13 protein-coding genes and 1 pseudogene are annotated in these 18497 nt (G+C 42.5%); 9 read left to right on the top strand and 5 right to left on the bottom strand.

The features are described from left to right. Window positions 1–58 precede the first annotated feature (58 nt). The 7 genes and pseudogenes from hpsL (at window position 59) to B5D77_RS06770 (ending at window position 5800) form a co-directional block, all read left to right on the top strand. Window positions 59–1786, top strand: coding sequence for a hormogonium polysaccharide biosynthesis protein HpsL (gene hpsL / locus B5D77_RS06800; protein ID WP_106908517.1), 1728 nt, complete (start codon window positions 59–61; stop codon window positions 1784–1786). Window positions 1787–2078: 292 nt separating this feature from the next. Then, window positions 2079–2279, top strand: a pseudogene (locus tag B5D77_RS06795) (glycosyltransferase family 2 protein); the annotation flags it as partial. After that, window positions 2276–3445: a hormogonium polysaccharide biosynthesis glycosyltransferase HpsO gene (hpsO, locus tag B5D77_RS06790; protein ID WP_008200546.1), complete on the top strand. Its 1170-nt coding sequence runs from the start codon at window positions 2276–2278 to the stop codon at window positions 3443–3445. The pseudogene B5D77_RS06795 and the gene hpsO, both read left to right, overlap by 4 nt. An 87-nt stretch (window positions 3446–3532) precedes the next feature. Then, window positions 3533–3763, top strand: coding sequence for a hypothetical protein (locus B5D77_RS26500; RefSeq protein WP_008200545.1), 231 nt, complete (start codon window positions 3533–3535; stop codon window positions 3761–3763). A gap of 560 nt (window positions 3764–4323) precedes the next feature. Then, the gene (locus B5D77_RS06780) at window positions 4324–4908 is read left to right on the top strand and encodes a sigma-70 family RNA polymerase sigma factor (RefSeq protein ID WP_008200543.1); all 585 of its coding nucleotides are present in this window, start codon (window positions 4324–4326) and stop codon (window positions 4906–4908) included. Then, window positions 4908–5282: a hypothetical protein gene (locus tag B5D77_RS06775; RefSeq protein ID WP_008200540.1), complete on the top strand. Its 375-nt coding sequence runs from the start codon at window positions 4908–4910 to the stop codon at window positions 5280–5282. Before B5D77_RS06780 ends, B5D77_RS06775 begins: the two co-directional genes overlap by 1 nt. 20 nt (window positions 5283–5302) lie before the next feature. Then, entirely contained in the window at window positions 5303–5800 is a 498-nt protein-coding gene (locus B5D77_RS06770) for a Spy/CpxP family protein refolding chaperone (RefSeq protein WP_106908516.1), read from the top strand. A 104-nt stretch (window positions 5801–5904) separates the two neighbouring features. On the opposite strand, the gene B5D77_RS06765 is transcribed toward B5D77_RS06770, so the two are convergent. Then, entirely contained in the window at window positions 5905–7056 is a 1152-nt protein-coding gene (locus tag B5D77_RS06765) for an NAD-dependent epimerase/dehydratase family protein (RefSeq protein WP_106908515.1), read from the bottom strand. Between the two features lie 738 nt (window positions 7057–7794). On the opposite strand from B5D77_RS06765, the gene B5D77_RS06755 reads away from it, so the two are divergent. Continuing rightward, window positions 7795–9645 carry a polysaccharide deacetylase family protein gene (locus tag B5D77_RS06755; protein ID WP_106908513.1) on the top strand — a complete coding sequence of 617 codons (1851 nt, stop codon included), beginning with the start codon at window positions 7795–7797 and terminating at the stop codon, window positions 9643–9645. 35 nt (window positions 9646–9680) lie between these two features. Here the strand turns inward: B5D77_RS06755 and B5D77_RS06750 are convergent, their stop codons facing one another. Both B5D77_RS06750 and B5D77_RS06745 read right to left on the bottom strand, forming a co-directional pair. Next, window positions 9681–10070, bottom strand: a complete 390-nt coding sequence (locus B5D77_RS06750) for a hypothetical protein (protein ID WP_008200532.1) — start codon at window positions 10068–10070, stop codon at window positions 9681–9683. Next, window positions 10063–10620: a Panacea domain-containing protein gene (locus B5D77_RS06745; protein ID WP_008200530.1), complete on the bottom strand. Its 558-nt coding sequence runs from the start codon at window positions 10618–10620 to the stop codon at window positions 10063–10065. The genes B5D77_RS06750 and B5D77_RS06745 overlap by 8 nt, the downstream gene beginning before the upstream one ends. Window positions 10621–10783: 163 nt before the next feature. On the opposite strand from B5D77_RS06745, the gene gloB reads away from it, so the two are divergent. Then, a complete protein-coding gene (gene gloB, locus B5D77_RS06740) occupies window positions 10784–11557 on the top strand; it encodes a hydroxyacylglutathione hydrolase (RefSeq protein WP_106908512.1) in 774 nt (257 codons plus the stop codon). A gap of 125 nt (window positions 11558–11682) precedes the next feature. On the opposite strand, the gene adhE is transcribed toward gloB, so the two are convergent. Continuing rightward, window positions 11683–14349 (bottom strand): bifunctional acetaldehyde-CoA/alcohol dehydrogenase, encoded by a 2667-nt coding sequence (adhE, locus tag B5D77_RS06735; protein ID WP_002802302.1) that lies wholly within the window; start codon window positions 14347–14349, stop codon window positions 11683–11685. A gap of 491 nt (window positions 14350–14840) precedes the next feature. Further along, window positions 14841–18470: an Eco57I restriction-modification methylase domain-containing protein gene (locus B5D77_RS06730; protein WP_106908511.1), complete on the bottom strand. Its 3630-nt coding sequence runs from the start codon at window positions 18468–18470 to the stop codon at window positions 14841–14843. Window positions 18471–18497 lie beyond the last annotated feature (27 nt).

The raw sequence follows: 18497 nt of genomic DNA, 5'->3' as shown, positions 1-18497 counted from the left end.
TTATATAAAGCCGCCCTCCGCTATCGCTAAAGGGCGGGGTTTCAGACCCAGTTTTTCGATGACCGGACTAAGTATTGATCGCCAGAAAAAAAAGCATAAACAAGGCCAAACAAAAGCTGATAGTCCCCCGCTTAACATCAAAGAGAAACTTGCCCTCAAAAAAGAAGAAAGGCAAAAGAAACAAAAGTTAACGGGGTTGATTATTTTTGCCATTTGTGTAGCAATTTTGCTCGGATTACCCCTCAGCTTATTATTTGATCCCAAGATAGGGTCTGCAGTAAGTTTAGCCTTAATTTTAGGAGTTTTCTCCTTTAGCTATCCTCGCGCGGCTCTTTGGGCATTTATTATCTATGTCCCCTTCACTGGCACTATTATCTATTGGTTGGGAGGTAATCAAATCCTCCAGCTTAGTAAAGATATCTTTTATCTACCCGCTTTAATCGCCTTAGTTTTAGAATGTCGAAAAAAGCGATTACCGATCATTGTCCCGAAACAATTAGGTACAACCCTATTATTAATCTTTGTTTTCTGTGTAGTCTGTCTATTAGCCGTCAATTTACACAGACAATTTCTGCCTACTTGTACATCTGTAGAAGAAGTGAGAGTTTTCAGAGATGGCGTTTTGGTTTGGGTTCCCTGTCGGGAAAGTGAGACTTTTCTGCAAGGACTATTAGGATTTAAAGTTTTGCTAGGTTATGTCCCCTTGATCTTCTGCACTTATTACTTAATAAAAGACAAACCCACCCTATTATTTTTTGGTCGTCTTTTAGTGACTTTAGTAATTATTTGTTGTGTTCTAGGGTTAATGCAATACTGGATGCTGAAAACAGGCCGTTGTGTGGGAACTAGAGGCTACGTGGCTGATGCACTTTTCCAAGCCACCTTAGAGGCAAGGTGTTTTGTCGGCGGGGCATTGGCCTATAGTCCAGAAGTAAATATGATCCGCCTACCTGGTACCTTTGTTTCTCCCTGGCACTGGGCTTGGTTTTTAGTCTCTGGTGCCGTAATTTGTTATGCCAGCGCCTTTAGTGAAACTTCCCAAAAATGGCGACTAGCAGCCCTAGTGGGTTTAACCCTAGTTTTTATTAATGCAGTGATCTCCGGGCAAAGATTAGCTTTCTTTGCTGTACCGATGATTGTTGGTCTGATGACGGTTATTACGGGACAAATCGCTAACTTAAAACGATTTTTGCCGATCATTTTTGCCGCCACTTTACTTATAGCTATCGGTTTTTCTTTCCTTAACCCCGATTTTGTCCAACAACGCTACGATAGTGCTGTCAGTCGTTGGCAACAGGCTCCCCCCACCGCTTTTATTCAAGAACAGTTGGATTTTGCTATCCGTAATCAGGGCGGTATTTTAGGTCGTGGACTTGGTGTGGCCACAGCTTCTGCTAGGGTTTTCGGTGATATTTCCTTTGTGGAAACCTATCACAGTAAAGTTTTATTCGAGTTGGGATACATCGGTTTTGCCTTGTACATGATATTTATGACCCATCTGGTTTATCTGAGCTTTCGCATCTATCGTTCCCTCAAAGACCCGACTCTGCGAGGTTTTGCCGGTAGTTATTGGGTTTTCCTGCTCTTTGTTGCCTATCTTCCCTATTGGTATGCCCTCGATACGGATCCTGTGGGCGTTTATTACTGGATATTCGCGGGGGTAATTTTTAAATTACCAGTGATCGAAAAACAGGAAAAAGAAGCCAAAATTCTGGCGGGGGAAACCGCCACAAAATCCTCCAAAAAGGGCTTAAAATTTAAACGCAAAGGTGTTTCTCTCGCTTGAAATATGGAATCGGGCTATAGGGATTGGGTTTTAGGGTTTTAGTGGAAATTCCCCCATTCCCTGCTATGAATTTTCCCTCGATTTCCGTCATCATACCCACCTATCGGCTCTTCTCAACTTTGTGTGATAATTTTTGCTTATGGAACCCTGAAGTGCTTATTGGGCAAAACTTTTAGGACTATTTTGCGGATATTCTATCAGTATAGACCTCGTTTCCACACAGAAACCAGAAGAGCCACCTATCGAGGCAAAGAACCCCTTAAAGATACCCTCGATGACCTGCTCAAACAAGATTACCCCGAAATTGCGACTCTATGCTAAATTATTTGATTGTCAGGTTCTTGGTAATCCTCCCTGTAATAAAGGTGGTTTCCCGATTAAAATCCTTTCTAGGGGAGTTTTTTATAGTTTAGGTTTTCTGGATGCTCTGAAAACTCAAGTTAATTCCCTCTGGAATGATGGCCAAATTTATACAAAACTAGATAATCTATGAGAATTTTAGTCGCTAGTCATACATATATAGTTGATCTCAACTGTGAGAAACTGCGCGCCCTGACAAGATTACATCCCAATCTGGAAGTTACTATTGTTGTTCCCCAACGTTGGCAACCGGGAGGAGTCCAAAATAAAATCATTGAAAGTCAACCGAAAATAGCCGACAATTTCCGAGTCATTCCTATCTCTAATTTTAGCCAGAATAACCAAGCTTTATTAACTTTTGGCACTGATATAATTCCTTTGCTGCAAAAATTTAGACCCGATATTATTCAAGTAGAACAGGGTTCTAAATCTCTCGCTTATGCACAATTTATTACTCTGAATCGCCTCTTAAATCTCCGGGCTAAAAATGTATTTTTTACTTGGTGGAATCTTCCCTATAATCTTAAATTTCCCATCTCTTGGTTAGAAGCTTATAACCTGAAAAATACCGATGGTTTAATCGCTGGTAATCAGGACGGGGTAGATGTTTTAAAAGAACGGGGTTACAGGGGTAAGTACACCGTTTTACCACAATTAGGCGTGGATGAAGTTCTTTTTTCCCCCAGCAAGCAACCCGATTTAGCCCGCTCTTTAGGCATTGAAACCGATGAATTTGTGATTGGTTTTGTCGGTCGTTTTGTGGAAGAGAAAGGCATTTTGACGCTGATTAAAGCTGTAGCTAAGTTAACAGGTAACTGGAGATTATTACTGTTAGGTCGGGGCATCCTGAAAGATAAAATAGTCAGCGAAGCTGCCGCCGCAGGAATAAGAGATCGCTTGATTATTGCAGAAAGTGTTCCCCACGATCAAGTAGTTAATTATATTAACCTGATGAACACTTTAGTTTTGCCTTCAGAAATCACCTATCGGGTCAAAACTTTAACGGCCGTCGGTTGGAAAGAACAATTCGGTCATGTTTTAATTGAAGCCATGGCCTGTCAGATTCCTGTTATTGGTTCCGATTCGGGAGAAATTCCCTTTGTTATTGCCGATACGGGGTTAATTTTTCCCGAAAAAGATGGGGAGGCACTGGCTAAATCTATACAAACTCTCTTGGATAATCCCAGCTTCGCTCAAGAATTAGGCCAGAGGGGTTATCAGAGAGTAATGAACAATTATACTAATAAAGCGCTCGCTCAAAAACAATTGGATTTCTATCAACAATTACTCCCTCGGTGATGGAAGTGGCAATTATGAATTATGAATTATGAATTATGAATTATAGTTCTTCGGTTTGTGTTATGCAATGGACGGGAGTTATAAGGGGTGAAACCCTTATATAGAAAGACATGGCTGCGATTTTTGCCAATTGTTTTCAATCTAGAACGAGCTAATCAATTAAGTCCCTTGCCAGATAAGGATTTAGCCGATTTATGCCCCCTGATCGAACCATACCAAGTAACGAAGAACCTGAATTATGAATTATGGCTCTACCGAACCTGTCATGCAAAACTATCAACAACTCATGCTTGTAAAGCTTGTATAGCAGGGCTTTGAGTTTTTGTTAGATTGATATTTATCAACTTTAGAGCATTGCTGGGCAGAGGGCTCTCCCAGCTTTGGTGGGTAAAATGTATTCTAAGATACATTTCTCAAGAGCGAGGGGGTGGAACGAACCACAAAGACACAAAGGACACAAAGATCGATCGATCCTATGTCAATTAAACTTATCACACAGAACCTAGAAGAGCCGGCAGAGAGGGAGCTTGAGGAATTTTCTACAGTGTAAGTTCGGAAGAACCTGAATTATGAATTATGAATTATATATAGTGCGCCTAATTGATTTGTGAACGGGTAGGCTCTAGAAGTCAAGTGTAGCACGACGGCAAACGGAGGGTTTTTACATTTCATTTAGGTGCGCTATAACGGTTTTCAGTCTAATGAGGTATAGTAAATCCCTTGATAGATATGCGTTTCAGCGTTTCAATCGGGACTCACCTCTGTGAAAACCGCTATAATTGAATCACTGATAACTGCTCACTGATAACTGATAACTGGTTATGAACCATTGTTGACACCCCCTAGTCTAAACGAACAAGTAGCTAGGGGTAAGGGGAATGATCGAGGTGATAACCGATAAGCAAACAAGTGTGAGCGATCGAGAGTTAATCTTAAAATGTCAAAGGGGTGATCGGGGTGCTTTTCGTCACCTTTACCGTCTTTATCAACCAAAAATCCGCTCTACTCTCTATCAACTCTGTGGACAGGAATTCCTAGAGGATTTTGTCCAAGAGGTATTTTTAAGAGTGTGGCGCGGGTTGCCGAAATTGCGTTCCCCTGAATACTTTTCCACTTGGGTTTATCGGATCACCTGGAATGTGGCGATCGATGGTCGGCGACAATTAGCCAAAAGACAAATGAGGATCACCAAAAGCACTGATCAGGAAAACTCCCTTGATCACGAATCCCGTCCCCAAGATAGTCCTGATTTGATGCAACTGCATTATGAGGAGGTGGTCCGACAAGGGTTGGAAATTCTCAGTTTAGAACATCGCGGTGTCCTTGTCCTTCACGATCTAGAGGACTTACCCCAAAAGGAAATCGCCCAAATCTTAGAAATTCCCCTCGGTACGGTGAAATCACGTCTTCATTATGCGCGTAAAACCATGGGTCAATTTTTGCAAAAACAAGGAGTTCTCTAATGTCCCCAGAAGATGACAAAGTGGTTAATTTTCTGCGTCGCTATCGTCCATCGCTGCCACCTCGACCGATAGATGAAGAAGAGCAGTTAATGCAAATGATTAGGGGAGAAAGGCCGGTAACTTGCCCAAAATTGCTGCCTTTATTGGGGTGGATAACTGGTATTACTGCCTTATCGGCCCTGATTTTTGCTTCCTCTCGTTGGTCTCATCCTCATCCACAACTGGGCCAAATTTCCGACGAGGAGTTAGAAGCTTTTTTAGTGGAGAGTTGGAACCATAGCATCGCTCCACCGATTGCTGCTCCTAGCGTTTATAGTTCCCCTTGGATGACCTTAAACGAGCCTCAACTCACCTATTCTACCTATAATCCTTAATTTCTTTGTCGAGGTCAATTATGTCCCTTTCTACTGTCTCGATTCTTGGCACGACCATGGTTTTAACTCTGGCCGCTAACTTGGCCCCAAGTGCCACTGTGCTATCCTATCCCCAAGATGGTCTATTTATTGCTCAAACTAGCTCTCCCCAGCGGCCTGAAAATCGTCCCCGTGGGATGGATAATTCTAGAGAAAGACTAATCGAACAATTGAACCTTAGCGATGACCAAAAGTCAAAAGTTGCCGCTATTCGTCAGAAATATCAGGAAAAAACCAAAAAGTTGCGAGAAACCCTGAGAAGCAACGAACAAGAATTGAATAGTTTATTATCGAATAATGCCTCCGATCGAGATATCCGTGCTAAACATCAGCAAATCTCCCGGAATCGCCAAGAAATCAGTAACCTGCAATTTGAAAGTTTTTTGGAAATTCGCCAAGTCCTAACTCCTGCTCAAAGAACCGAATTTTCCCAGTTAATGCAGGAACGTTGCCCTAATTCCCGCAATTGCAGACGATAATAATTCCCATCAGTGCGGATTAAGAGCGAGTTTGATGCCGATACATTAGAAAAACGCAAAGGATGGGTTAATACCCCATCCTCAACTGATCATTTACTAATAAATTATCGTTTCCAAGTGACTTTTGGTAGGATATGATTCATATCTACCCGATTTTTATACTTGGTGGCGAAGTTTAGGAGGGAATCGAGGAGAGAATCGGAGAGATAGTGAGGTTGTAGGCCTAGATCGAGTAATTTCGTGTTTTTAGCCTTAAAATAATGTTCCTCTAACTCGATGCGCGGGTTGTCAAGATGGTTAATCTCCACATTTAACCCTAATGCGGAACCAGCTTTTTTAACCATCAGTGCCAAGTCACCGACGCTGAATAGTTCTGTAAATTGGTTAAAAACGCGGAATTCCCCCGATTGAGCGGGATTGGCGATCGCTAATTCCAAACAACGCACGGTATCGCGGATATCTAAAAATCCTCGCGTTTGACCACCTTTACCGTACACTGTCAGGGGATGACCGATCGCCGCTTGAATACAAAAACGGTTTAAAGCAGTACCAAAAACCCCATCGTAATCGAGACGGTTAATCAACATCTCATCCATTCCCGTTTCTTCGGTGAGGACTCCATAAACCACCCCTTGATTGAGATCCGTGGCTTTTAAACCCCACATCCGACAGGCAAAATGGATATTATGGCTATCGTGGACTTTGCTGAGATGGTACATACTACCGGGCTGTTTGGGATAGGGTAAAGTATCCTTACGACCGTTATGTTCGATCGTGATGTAGCCTTCTTCAATATCTATATTCGGTGTCCCATACTCACCCATAGTTCCCAGTTTCACTAGGTGTGCGTCGGGAAATTCCTCTTTCATCGCGTAGAGGATGTTTAAATTGCCAACAACGTTATTAACTTGGGTTAAAACCGCGTGTTCGCGATCGATCATGGAGAAGGGTGCAGATCTCTGTTCTCCGAAGTGAACAATCGCATCCGGTTGAAACTGTCGCAGGGATTGAATCAAAAAGTCGTAGTTATTGATATCCCCGACAAAAAGATCGATCGATTTTCCCGTTAGATCTTGCCAGCGTTCAATCCGATGAGATATGGGTGCGATCGGTGTTAAGGTATCGCAGCCTAATTGTAAGTCCCAATAGCGACGAACTAAACTATCAAGTATGCCTACTTCGTAACCTCTATTTGATAGATGGAGTGCCGTTGCCCAACCACAATAGCCGTCTCCGCCAATAACCAAAACTCTCATACAATATCTGTAAAGTTTATATACTCGTCTTTGGTAACTCTAGCAGTTTTGTGTCACGCTTTACCAGTTTAATCCCCGTGAATATAGCGGGGTGTGGGGTGTGGGGTGTGGGGTGTGGGGTTTTTCAGTGTTGCCAAAGGCACGGCGTAGCCGTCCAGTAAACAGTAACCAGTTATCAGTGGGGGGAATGGGAAATTATAAATTATGAATTATAAATTATGAATTGGGGAGAGGGGAGTGGGGAGAAGGGAGATGGGAGAATCAATAAAGGTAGTCTATTGACAACTGCTCACTGATTACCACTGTCCACTGCTCACTGCTCACTGATAACTGATAACTGATAACTGATAACTGATAACTGATGAGGGTGTTCTAGAAAACTTGACAAGGGAACGAATTATGGAGAAACTCAGCTTGGGGAGAGGGGAGTGGGGAGAAGGGAGATGGGAGAATCAATAAAGGTAGTCTATTGACAACTGCTCACTGATTACCACTGTCCACTGCTCACTGCTCACTGATAACTGATAACTGATAACTGATAACTGATAACTGATAACTGATGAGGGTGTTCTAGAAAACTTGACAAGGGAACGAATTATGGAGAAACTCAGCTTGTAATCAGTGGGCTTTGCTGACGAGAAAACAAAAGCCAAAAATCTAGATAAAAGGCAGTTTTTTCGGTAACTCAAGGACTATCTGCTTTTTTACTTTTTACTTTTTACTTTATTACTTGATCTTATGCGTTGGCAAGCTCGGCAAAAATCTTCCTTTTCTTTCCTTCCCCTATACGGATTTTTGGCATTTATCGTCGTTTGTCTGATTATTTGGGCAAGTTCTCTCTATCCTCGTTCTAATGCTCTGGTGGGGGGTGATTCTCTCCCCGCACCTTTTAGGGAGTTTCAACCGGAATGCGCGGATTATGTTCTAGAAAATAGTTCTTTTAAGGATATATCGAGAGTTTTTGACTGTAAAACCTATAAAAACCTCTCCGATCGCGTGATTGTTTCCCTATCTCTCCAAAAAAACGATATTAGTCTCGATAATTGGCAAAATAACTCGGCAACGGCGATCGATTTGGCCCCCTGGCCGGCAATTCATCCCCGCGCGCAAGAGACAAAAGTACCTATTTTAATGTATCACGACATTTTACCAGAAAAAGAGGTATTCTTTGACGTTACTCCAGGCGAATTAGAGGCACATTTTCAATTTTTGCAGGAAATCGGGGCAACTCCTATCAGTATCGATTGGTTAATTTCCCATCTGCGGACAGGTATCCCCCTTCCCGCTAAACCGGTTTTATTAACTTTTGATGATGGTTATGGGGGACATTACCAGTATGTCTATCCTTTATTGAGAAAATATAACTATCCCGCCGTTTTCTCGATTTATATCAATAAAATGACTCAAAAAACCGGCAGAACCAGTGTCACTTGGCAACAACTCCAGGAAATGGCCGCCGATCCTCTAGTACAAATTGTCTCCCATAGTGTTAGTCATCCCCGGGATTTAAGGTTATTATCCGATGCAGATTTGGAGCAAGAAGTCAAGCAATCGAAACAAATCTTAGAAAAAGAATTGGGCATTCCGATTAATTATTTCACCTATCCGGAAGGGAAGGCGGACGATCGAGTGAAGGAATTCGTCAAAAAAGCGGGTTATCGGGCGGCTTTATCGATGAATGACCTCGATGAGCATTTTGCTGGACAATCCCCCGATTTACTCACTATTGGACGCTTTGGGCAATCGCGCACGCGAGAAGTTGTCCCGCAAGCTTGGGGAGGTGATCCCTTACCCCGTACCGATGGCGGTTTTAACTTTGCCACCACCATCCAAAAACGGGAAGTGGAATTCCCAACTAATACACTTGTATTAATTAGTGGCGGGATTCCCAAAACCATCCACGCTGATAGTCGCTATCAAGTGGAGGAAATTATCGCCGGTACAGAAGCAGTCGCGGCTGTAGATGGCGGTTTTTTCTCCCTCAAGGAATTGGACTCAAATCAGATGATCGGGCCGGTTTTAAGCGAAAATGGCGGCTTTATCCCGGGATATGAGGGAGAAATCGGCAAGTTAGAGGGTCGTCCTTTAGTAATCATTACCGAGCGATGGGTGCGTTATCTTCCCTTCGATCCTGTCCGTCATAATACCCTAGAAGGAATCGCAGCGGAGGCTGGAGATGATCTCAAGGTGACGGATGCTTTTGTCGCGGCCGCTTGGTTAGTCAAAGATGGACAACCACAATCGCGAGAGTCCTTTGGTACACTTTACGGTTTTGATGCCCTGCGTCACCGGGCTTTTTGGGGGATTAATCAGGCAGGACAGCCAGTAATCGGGGTTTCCAGAGAGCCGATCGATTCCATGGCTTTGGGAGAATTATTAGTACAGGCAGGTTTTCGGGAGGCGGTGATGTTGGATTCAGGAGCAAGTACTTCCCTCGCTTATCAGGGTCAATCGCAAGTGCATTATACTCCCCGTCCCGTTCCCCACGTTGTCGCTTTATTTCCCCCCACAGAACCCGATATTGTTCCCGTTAGTCATGTGGGGATTCCCTGCGTAATTTTCGCCGATTCCTGTCCTGCGGGGAGTTAGGGGACAAAAACTTGTTAACCAGAAAACGGCTGAAGCTATGTATCTAAGAAAGCTCTAAGAGCAATTTTGTACTTGTTTTTCAGCCGTCGAGAAACTAGACCACCTTGCTGAATCTGTGCGAGAATTGTGGCTGAACAGGAGCCTTTTGGAATCGGACTACCCGCAGTGATTAAACTGGCTAATTCCGTGGCATCCATCTCCCGGGCAAATTGATAGGCAATCACGGATTCACAGACGATAAAATTCGGGACACCAAGGCCGGGCAAAAGCACACAAGTAGCTTCCGAACTGCTTCTTCGAGTTGTAACATTGACAAATAAATATCTATTTTCAGAAGTCTTTGCGATCGCAATATAGAGATGTTGCTTATTAGGGGGTGTATCGATTAAAAAGGCATCCCCCAGCTTGACTACCAGACTAGCCATGTAAAGCTCCATCTAAATAGGCTTCTCGCTGGGCTTCTTGGCTAATATCTTCGATTTCCTCCTCCGTTTTACCCATAGATCGCAAAACATCCTCCACTAAAATTGGAATAGCCGAACCATGGGGATCCTTCCATTCTGGTAAATCGTGAGTCCATTCGGCTACAAGAAAGGGATTGAGATGGCCAAAAGTCTTGTAAACCTGTTTAAGAATCATTTCTTCTTCTTCACAGAGTTCTTCATTGCCGGGATATTGCAGCAGGTCAACATAATTAGAATCCCGGGGAGAAATATATTTCGACCACAGGGGTAAAGCAGAGTCCACGGGCTGTCCTTTAATCAAATCATAAACACCACTGAGAACCGGTCCATAATCCATTGATACATATCTATCCCCAGTAATTGGTTGATCCATGGTTTTTAAAGCAAGACGGTCAGCTATATAGAGCATTTTCAGCAACCCTAAATACTTCATCGGTTTGCCGTGCAGCTTTAAGAGTATAGCAGCGGCTTCAACTGCTTTCTCTGGATGAAACCGAAATTTGATCGTCATAACTACTATAAATTCACTGCTTTTTTATGACACTTTTATTATAGTTATTATTCTACATCGGCCATATTTAAGATTTTGTCCCAGTGGTTGAGGTTTCTAGCCTGATTTCTCAAAGATGCTGCTATAGGTATGATCGAGTTAAACCTTAGCCCAAAATTCTACCATGGAGATCGAACGTCTTAACGCCCTTTCCGATAATTATATTTTCCTCCTCTACGATCGAGCGCAAAAAATCGCGGCCGTGGTGGATCCGGCGGAACCTGAACCCGTTTTCAGGCGATTAGAGGCTTTACAGGTGGATTTAGTCGCTATTTTTAATACTCATCACCACGGCGACCATGTGGGGGCTAATCAGGCTTTAATTAATCGTTATCCCCATCTTTGTGTTTATGGGGGAAAGGAGGATCGCGGTCGCATTCCGGGCCAGCAGCTGTTTTTAGAGGAGGGGGATCGGGTGGAATTTGCCGGTCGCTGGGCCGAGGTTTTCTTTGTCCCCGGCCACACTCGCGCTCATATTGCCTATTATTTTCCCCCGGTTAACCCCGGAGATTACGGTGAGTTATTCTGTGGTGATACCCTGTTTTCGGGGGGGTGTGGTCGTTTATTTGAGGGAACACCGGGCCAAATGGTGGCTTCTTTAACCAAATTGCGATCGCTGCCTGACCAGACTAGGGTTTGGTGCGCTCACGAATATACGTTAAATAATTTAAAGTTTGCCTTGACAGTTGACCCTAATAATGCTGCTTTGCAGCAGCGTTATCGGGAAGTGGAAAAACATCGCGCTGAAGATATTCCCACGATTCCGGCAATTTTGGGGACGGAAAAGCTGACTAATCCTTTTTTGCGCTGGGATAGTCCCGCTTTGGCCATGACCATGGATAGCAATGAACCAGTACAAGTGTTTGCGCGGCTGCGGGGGAAAAAAGATAATTTTTAAGTAGTCGTGCAAAGTAAATTTCCCAGTGAAGAAAGGCAAAAGGCAATAGGCAAAAGGCAAGAAGTAGGGTTGATTCATGAATCAACCCTACAGGGGGTAGGGGGAATCAAAGGCAAAATCTATCCCTACAAGCTCAACGGTTGCGGCTCTAACTTCAAATCGGCAAGACTGACATCACCGTGACCATTTACCGCCACCTCTAGGGGCAAATTGCCGTGATAAGCTTGGATTAACAGGGTTTTTAAGTCCTCAATCAGGGGATAACGGGGATTGGCTCCGGTACACTGATCATCGAAAGCTTGTTCGGCTAAATGGTCTAATTTGGCCATAAATTCGGCTTCAGTTTCGGGAATTACCTCTTTAATACTGGCCGGAATACCGATTTCCCGTTTTAAACATTCGATCGCTAATACCAATCTTTCCACACTTTCGGTCTCGCTTTCTCCGCCCAATCCCAAGGAATGAGCGATCCTGGCATAGCGCCACTTCACGTTAGGATATTTGTACTGAGAGAAAGTGGCCTGTTTAAAGGGGGCATCGGTGGCATTATAGAGGATGACGTGGGAAATCATCAAGGCATTGGCTAGACCGTGGGGAATGTGGAAAATTGCCCCCAATTGGTGGGCCATGGAGTGACAGATGCCTAAAAAGCCATTAGCGAAGGCCATTCCTGCCATTGTCGCCGCGTAATGGACTTTTTCCCGCGCTTTCGGGTCTTTAGCTCCGTTATGATAGGAACTGGGCAGATATTTAAACAGCAGTCGGATGGCATCTTGAGCAAGAGCATTAGTATATTCTGAGGCTAAAACCGAGACGTAGGCCTCAAGAGCGTGAGTTAAAGCGTCAATTCCGCCGTAGGCTGTTAATTTTTTCGGCATATTCAGCACTAATTCCGGATCGACGATGGCCATGCTGGGAGTTAGAGCATAATCTGCCAAAGGATACTTAATATTATTACGGCGATCGGTCACGACGGCGAAGGGAGTCACTTCTGATCCTGTTCCCGAAGTGGTGGGAATACAAACCATCAGAGCTTTTTCGCCTAAAGGAGGCAATTCATAGACTCGTTTGCGGATATCCATAAAACGCATGGCCAAGCTCTCGAATTCTATCTCTGGATGCTCGTAGAGTAGCCACATAATTTTAGCGGCATCCATGGGGGAACCACCACCGATAGCGATAATCACATCGGGATTGAAGGTATTAATGACATTTAACCCCCGTTCGACGGTTTCTAGGGAAGGATCGGGTTCCACATCATAAAAGATATTAATCGTGATGCCGATTTCTTCTAAAACCTCCTCTAAAGCTGCGGTAACTCCTAGGTCAAAAAGAGGTTTATCGGTGACAATAAAGGCCCGTTTTTTGCCGGCTAATTCCCGAATAGCGACGGGTAATGCTCCGTATTTAAAATATACTTTTGGTGGTACTCGGAACCAAAGCATATTTTCCCGGCGCTCGGCTACGGTTTTAATATTTAATAGGTGGGTAGGTTCGACGTTTTCGCTGATGGAATTACCGCCCCAAGTGCCACAACCGAGGGTTAAACTAGGATCGAGACGGAAGTTATAGATATCACCAATTGCACCCTGGGAGGAAGGGGTATTAATTAATACCCGGGCCGTTTGTACGTTGTCTTGAAAGTGCTTAATATGTTCCCGATTGGAGGGTGCGGTATAAAGCACGGCCGTATGACCTCGACCGGCAAATAAGACCAGTTTTTCGGCTTTTTTGACCCCATCTTCAAAGTCTTTGGCCCGGTACATGGCTAAAATTGGCGAGAGTTTTTCGTAGGAAAATGGTTCCTCTAAGCCAATATTTTCTACTTCTCCGATTAGTAAGCGGGTATCTTCGGGAACGGAAATTCCGGCCATGGTGGCTAATTTTTCTACCGGTTGTCCGACGATATCGGGGTTGATATGACCATCTTTGAGGAGAATCCCGACGACTTTTTTCCTTTCTTCGGGGGAAAGAAGATAGGCCCCGCGAGCAATAAATTCCTGTCGAACTTCTTCATAGATGCTATCGACAACGATTACCGATTGTTCGGAAGCGCAAATCATGCCGTTATCAAAGGTTTTACTGAGAATAATCGAGGAAACGGCCATTTTTATGTGAGCAGTTTCGTCCACTAAAGCGGGGGTATTGCCGGCACCGACTCCTAGGGAAGGTCTTCCGGAAGAATAGGCCGCTTTTACCATACCAGGACCGCCGGTAGCAAGGATTAAATTAATGCTGGGATGTTGCATTAATGCTTGGGAAAGTTCCACCGATGGCTGATCGATCCAACCAATAATACCGGCCGGTGCGCCCGCTTTCACGGCCGCTTCTAAGACTATTTTGGCCGCCGCGATCGTGCAGTCTTTGGCTCGCGGATGGGGGGAAAAAATGATGCCGTTGCGGGTTTTCAGGGCAATTAGGGCTTTAAAAATGGCTGTGGAGGTGGGATTTGTGGTGGGTACGATCCCCGCTAAAATGCCCACGGGTTCGGCGATTTTTTGCAATCCAAAGGATTTATCTTCTTCGATAATGCCGCAGGTTTTGCTGTGTTTATATTTGTTGTAGATGATTTCTGAGGCAAAATGGTTTTTAATCACTTTATCTTCTATTACTCCCATCCCTGTCTCTTGTACTGCCATTTTAGCTAGGGGAATGCGCGCGTTGTTGGCTGCTAATGCGGCTTTTTTGAAGATAAGATCTACTTGTTCTTGGTTATAGTTGGCAAATTGTTGTTGAGCTTTTTTTACCTGTTGTATCAGTTCTTCTAGCTCTTGTCTATTGGTAACTATCATAACAATTTTGTCGAAAAAATTAGGCACTTTATTCTATTATAGCGTTTTTTGGCAAGGGATTCGCTCAATCTTGGGATTTTCTTGATAGTTTCCTAAGCATTGGTATTATAGAATACTAATAATCCTAGGTAATACTAAATCTGGTTATTAAAGACTGATTATTTATTCCCATTTTTGCATGAGTGCATGAGTAGAAAACGGGTTTCTCGGAGAAACCCGTTTTCTGTGCGTTACTCAGTGGGGAGATGGGAGATGGGTTTTAAAGTTCGATTGGGAGTTCATCATACTATTAAAAACAGAATTTATCATGAGAACTAATGTATCAAATTTAAGTCCCCCTTAAAAAGGGGGATTTAGGGGGATCAAATTTTTTAAGGGGGATTTAGGGGGAGCAAATTTTTTAAGGGGGATTTAGGGGGAGCAAATTTTTTTTAGTCCTTTGGGATGCTTTTGGGTGCGTTACGCTTCGCTAACACACCCTACATTTATATTTATTTTATTTCCCCCTCTATTATCCCGATTTCTTCCTCACTTAATCCATACAATTCATACACTATTTGGTTAATCTCTTTTTCTAACTCGCTGGTGTCAGCTTTGGGATTAGATTTTTTAGCCGTGAGAATTTGATCTACAAGTGCAATTATAGGTTGCTGTTGTTCTTGACTAATTTCTCTTACTGGAATACTTTTTACCGAGACAAGCTTTATTTCTAGATCAGTATCAAAATTTTTATACCAAATATTTATTAAATGAGAATTTAAAATTCCCAATAAATACTTTAAATCTAAATTTACCGTATTTAAATTGTTCTTATAAATAACAGAACAAGTATATAATCCATGAATTCCATCCCTATCATAACAAGCAACTATTCTAGGAAATAATGATATTTTTCGCATTCTCTGAAAATAAATTTTTTCAGTATCTACTATTTCTTTTGGCAAACAACTATGTAATTCTTTGCTTCTCTTAACGTATAAGTTTTCAAATACTATACTATAGGAAGCAATATTTCTTCCATTAATTGCTGGTTCCCAGCTTTGATCTATTTGATTATTAGATAATAGGTCAGTATTTTTATTTTCCTTATCTCCATAGGGTTTTGTACCTTGTTTCAGTTGAAAAAGCTCGCCTAATTTTCTAAATTTGTTCATATTGTTTATAATTTCATCTAATATAAGTTTTCTTCTGAGATTAATTTTCTTCTCTCTATCATTTATAAAAATTGAGTATGGTATTTCTTGAATAATTTCCCATTCATCATCATATAGATTATTATATTTATAATCTGGATAGGCAACCATCGCAGAAGTAGTTGAGTCTTTTTTCGGTTTAATATATTGGGAAATATTTATTACAGTGACTACATCAGGAGCATCTTCAAAAATATTCTTTCTCAACTCAATAGCTTTAATAATATGTGTATTTTGAATAAGAAAACTTCTTAGAGATTCAGATTGAGTGTTATAAAGAAATGTATTAGGAGCAATATAGCATTGATAGTATTGAGATTTTAAAAGTTGATAAGCTCTTTCATAAAATAATTTAAAAGAATCGATTTTCCCTTGACTCGAAATAGGATATTTTGTTTTATAAAAACTCTTTTCCATTTCCTTGAATTTCACTCCATAAGGAGGATTGCCAATTACCACATCAAAACCGATAAAATTCCCCTTATCGTCTAGAACTTCGGGGAACTCGAAGCGCCATTCAAAAGCATTATGATAAATCTTACCGCTTTCAATCTCCTCTAGTTGCGGACGTAACTTATCAATCTCATTCCTTAACTGACTAATCTTCCTTTCCCGCGCTTTCTTTTCCTTGGGTGACTCCTCAAATAACAAAATTTGATTCTCTAGACTATATAAATCCGTTTCCAAACCCCGCAAGCGCTTTTTCAGAGGATTATCTAACTGTAAAGTCTGACGAAAACTACTCTTAATCTCACTTATCAATCTCTCCATCTCACGCTTTTGCGATTTATCCTCCGCATTGCGATAGACTCTCACCGCATCCTTATAACTCTCGATACTTAAACGACTTTTGCGGGAAAAGACTTGTAAATCATTGGATAACCCAAAGCGACTAATCAGAGAATTGCCAACCTTGATATTAATATCGATATTCGGTAACGTCTCTAACTCGTTATCTGCTTTGTAGTAAGCATTCTTGAGTAACTCAATCCATAAACGCAGACGACAGATTTTCACCGAGTTGGGATTGATATCAACTCCAAAGAGACACCCCTCAATCAGACGCTGTTTTTCCTGAAATAAAGTCTCCTGTACTCGCTGACTTTCTCGACTGCGGGGATTATATTCAAACAGATTACCGTCATCATCGGTGACGATTAACTCATCGTTCACCACCTCAACCCGATAATCCCTGAGAGTTTTACCCTCTTTATCCACTAAAATCTGTAACTCACTCTTAATCGCGATTATCTCGTTCAAAGCAGAAACAAGAAAATGTCCCGAACCCACCGCAGGATCACAAATTTTGAGACTATTGATAATAGCATTGGCTGCCGTTTTATCTTTGATGCGGTTATACACATCCTCGATTGTCTGACAATCCCATCCCTGACTCTGGTTAAATTTCTCTATCACTGCGCGTCGAATCGTTTCCCGACACATATACATAGTGATGAAACCGGGGGTGAAAAAGGAACCATCCTTATATCCGTTGATTTTCTCGAAGATTAATCCCAACACTGACGCATTGATAAGAGTCTTATTATCCTCCTGTATCGCTTCCCCACCTTCGCTGCTAAAATCGTAGGCATTGAGAAACTCAAATAGGTATGCTAAAGCGTTGATTTCTCCTGTTCGCTTTTTCCCCTGACTATCCTTTAAGACTGTTCCTGCAAAAATCTCTATATTCTCCGAACGCAGGTTACTGATGACTATGGTTGACTGTTCTAAGTCTGTCGGTTCAAATAGGGAACTGTTGAGATAGGGAACCTGAGTATGGGTATTCTGGATGTCTTTGCTTCTTTCTGTCTGTTTTTTGGCCAAAACGCTGAAAAATAAGCGATTTAAGTCGTCATAGTTGGCAATTTTGCTTAAATTGAGAAACCCTAGGGATTTATCCCCCCGATGATACCTAATTATCTGCGCTTCCAATAGTTTGAGGAAGAGGATTCTATTTATCCAGGTTATCCCCAACTCTAAACCGATATTCAATAGTCTCTCCTCTTCCGTCTCCCCAAATTCTTCGGGATTGGGTAAACGAGAGATTTTATCTAAACTCTCCACTTGACTGATAGCGTTCTCTAGCAGCGAACCGGGTTGTCGCGCTGCTGGTTGCAGACGTTGGATGAGTTTTTTTCCTCCCTCTTTTATCTCTGTCAATCCGATGATATGCAGCAGTTCACTATAAAAGTTTTTGTCGAGACTGTTGCTATCGTTCGCAAAGGGGAGTTTTAAGAGGTGTTCGGGAGAAAAGATTTTATAGAGACTGATGAGGTTATGTTCATCCTCCCGGATGGTTTGGGAGTATTCCCGCAAGTCAAAATGGGTGTATGTCAGGGAATCGAGTATGGAGTTCAGGAAGGGTTCCCCTATCTGTTTGTAGAAGAAGTCGGTGGTTTTTCCCGTTAGTCTCCCCGTCTCAAAGTCATTAAACTGTCTGACAAGTTCCTGATTTTGTGCGAATAGTCTCTCGAAGATATTCCCATCGAAGATAAACCACTCATATATATTGGTAGCAATCAGGTGTTTTATCTCTAGGTTTTTCTCGGTTATCCTTTCCCGTAGGAAGTAGAGGAGTAATTCCTGTAATGCTTTACAGTTGAGTTTGTCTCTCCGCAGCATCTCGCTTTTATTGCTGGGTTTCTTGACTTCCAGTATTACCCCCACGGAATCCCGCGATTCTTTCCCATTATGGATGACTAAATCATTCCTTCCCTTGGTGTTGATGAAATGTTGGGGACTATAGTAGCTGTGTTTGAGAAAGTCTGCAAGCAGGTTTTTATGGAACTCCTCCGATTCTGTCTCGTTTATACTCCCCAAAAGTTGTCCTAGGTGGGTTTGAAACTTCTCTACCTGACTACGACTCGGTTTGACTCTTAGGAATGCTTTGTTTAATGCTTGTCGGGGAGAGAAATTTTCTGTCTTCATACCTTTATCCCTATTCCTACTCAACCC

It is taken from the genome of Microcystis sp. MC19 (assembly GCF_003019735.1).
Lineage (GTDB): Bacteria > Cyanobacteriota > Cyanobacteriia > Cyanobacteriales > Microcystaceae > Microcystis.
Note: the sequence above shows the minus strand (reverse complement) of the source record. Positions and strands in the feature narration are given on the sequence as shown.

What these genes read in the sequence shown, in the direction of transcription:
- hpsL (WP_106908517.1), top strand. Translation starts at nt 59, where the DNA reads ATGACCGGACTAAGTATTGATCGCCAGAAAAAAAAGCATAAACAAGGC.
- hpsO (WP_008200546.1), top strand. Translation starts at nt 2,276, where the DNA reads ATGAGAATTTTAGTCGCTAGTCATACATATATAGTTGATCTCAACTGT.
- B5D77_RS06780 (WP_008200543.1), top strand. Translation starts at nt 4,324, where the DNA reads ATGATCGAGGTGATAACCGATAAGCAAACAAGTGTGAGCGATCGAGAG.
- B5D77_RS06775 (WP_008200540.1), top strand. Translation starts at nt 4,908, where the DNA reads ATGTCCCCAGAAGATGACAAAGTGGTTAATTTTCTGCGTCGCTATCGT.
- B5D77_RS06770 (WP_106908516.1), top strand. Translation starts at nt 5,303, where the DNA reads ATGTCCCTTTCTACTGTCTCGATTCTTGGCACGACCATGGTTTTAACT.
- B5D77_RS06765 (WP_106908515.1), bottom strand. Translation starts at nt 7,056, where the DNA reads ATGAGAGTTTTGGTTATTGGCGGAGACGGCTATTGTGGTTGGGCAACG.
- B5D77_RS06755 (WP_106908513.1), top strand. Translation starts at nt 7,795, where the DNA reads ATGCGTTGGCAAGCTCGGCAAAAATCTTCCTTTTCTTTCCTTCCCCTA.
- B5D77_RS06750 (WP_008200532.1), bottom strand. Translation starts at nt 10,070, where the DNA reads ATGGCTAGTCTGGTAGTCAAGCTGGGGGATGCCTTTTTAATCGATACA.
- B5D77_RS06745 (WP_008200530.1), bottom strand. Translation starts at nt 10,620, where the DNA reads ATGACGATCAAATTTCGGTTTCATCCAGAGAAAGCAGTTGAAGCCGCT.
- gloB (WP_106908512.1), top strand. Translation starts at nt 10,784, where the DNA reads ATGGAGATCGAACGTCTTAACGCCCTTTCCGATAATTATATTTTCCTC.
- adhE (WP_002802302.1), bottom strand. Translation starts at nt 14,349, where the DNA reads ATGATAGTTACCAATAGACAAGAGCTAGAAGAACTGATACAACAGGTA.
- B5D77_RS06730 (WP_106908511.1), bottom strand. Translation starts at nt 18,470, where the DNA reads ATGAAGACAGAAAATTTCTCTCCCCGACAAGCATTAAACAAAGCATTC.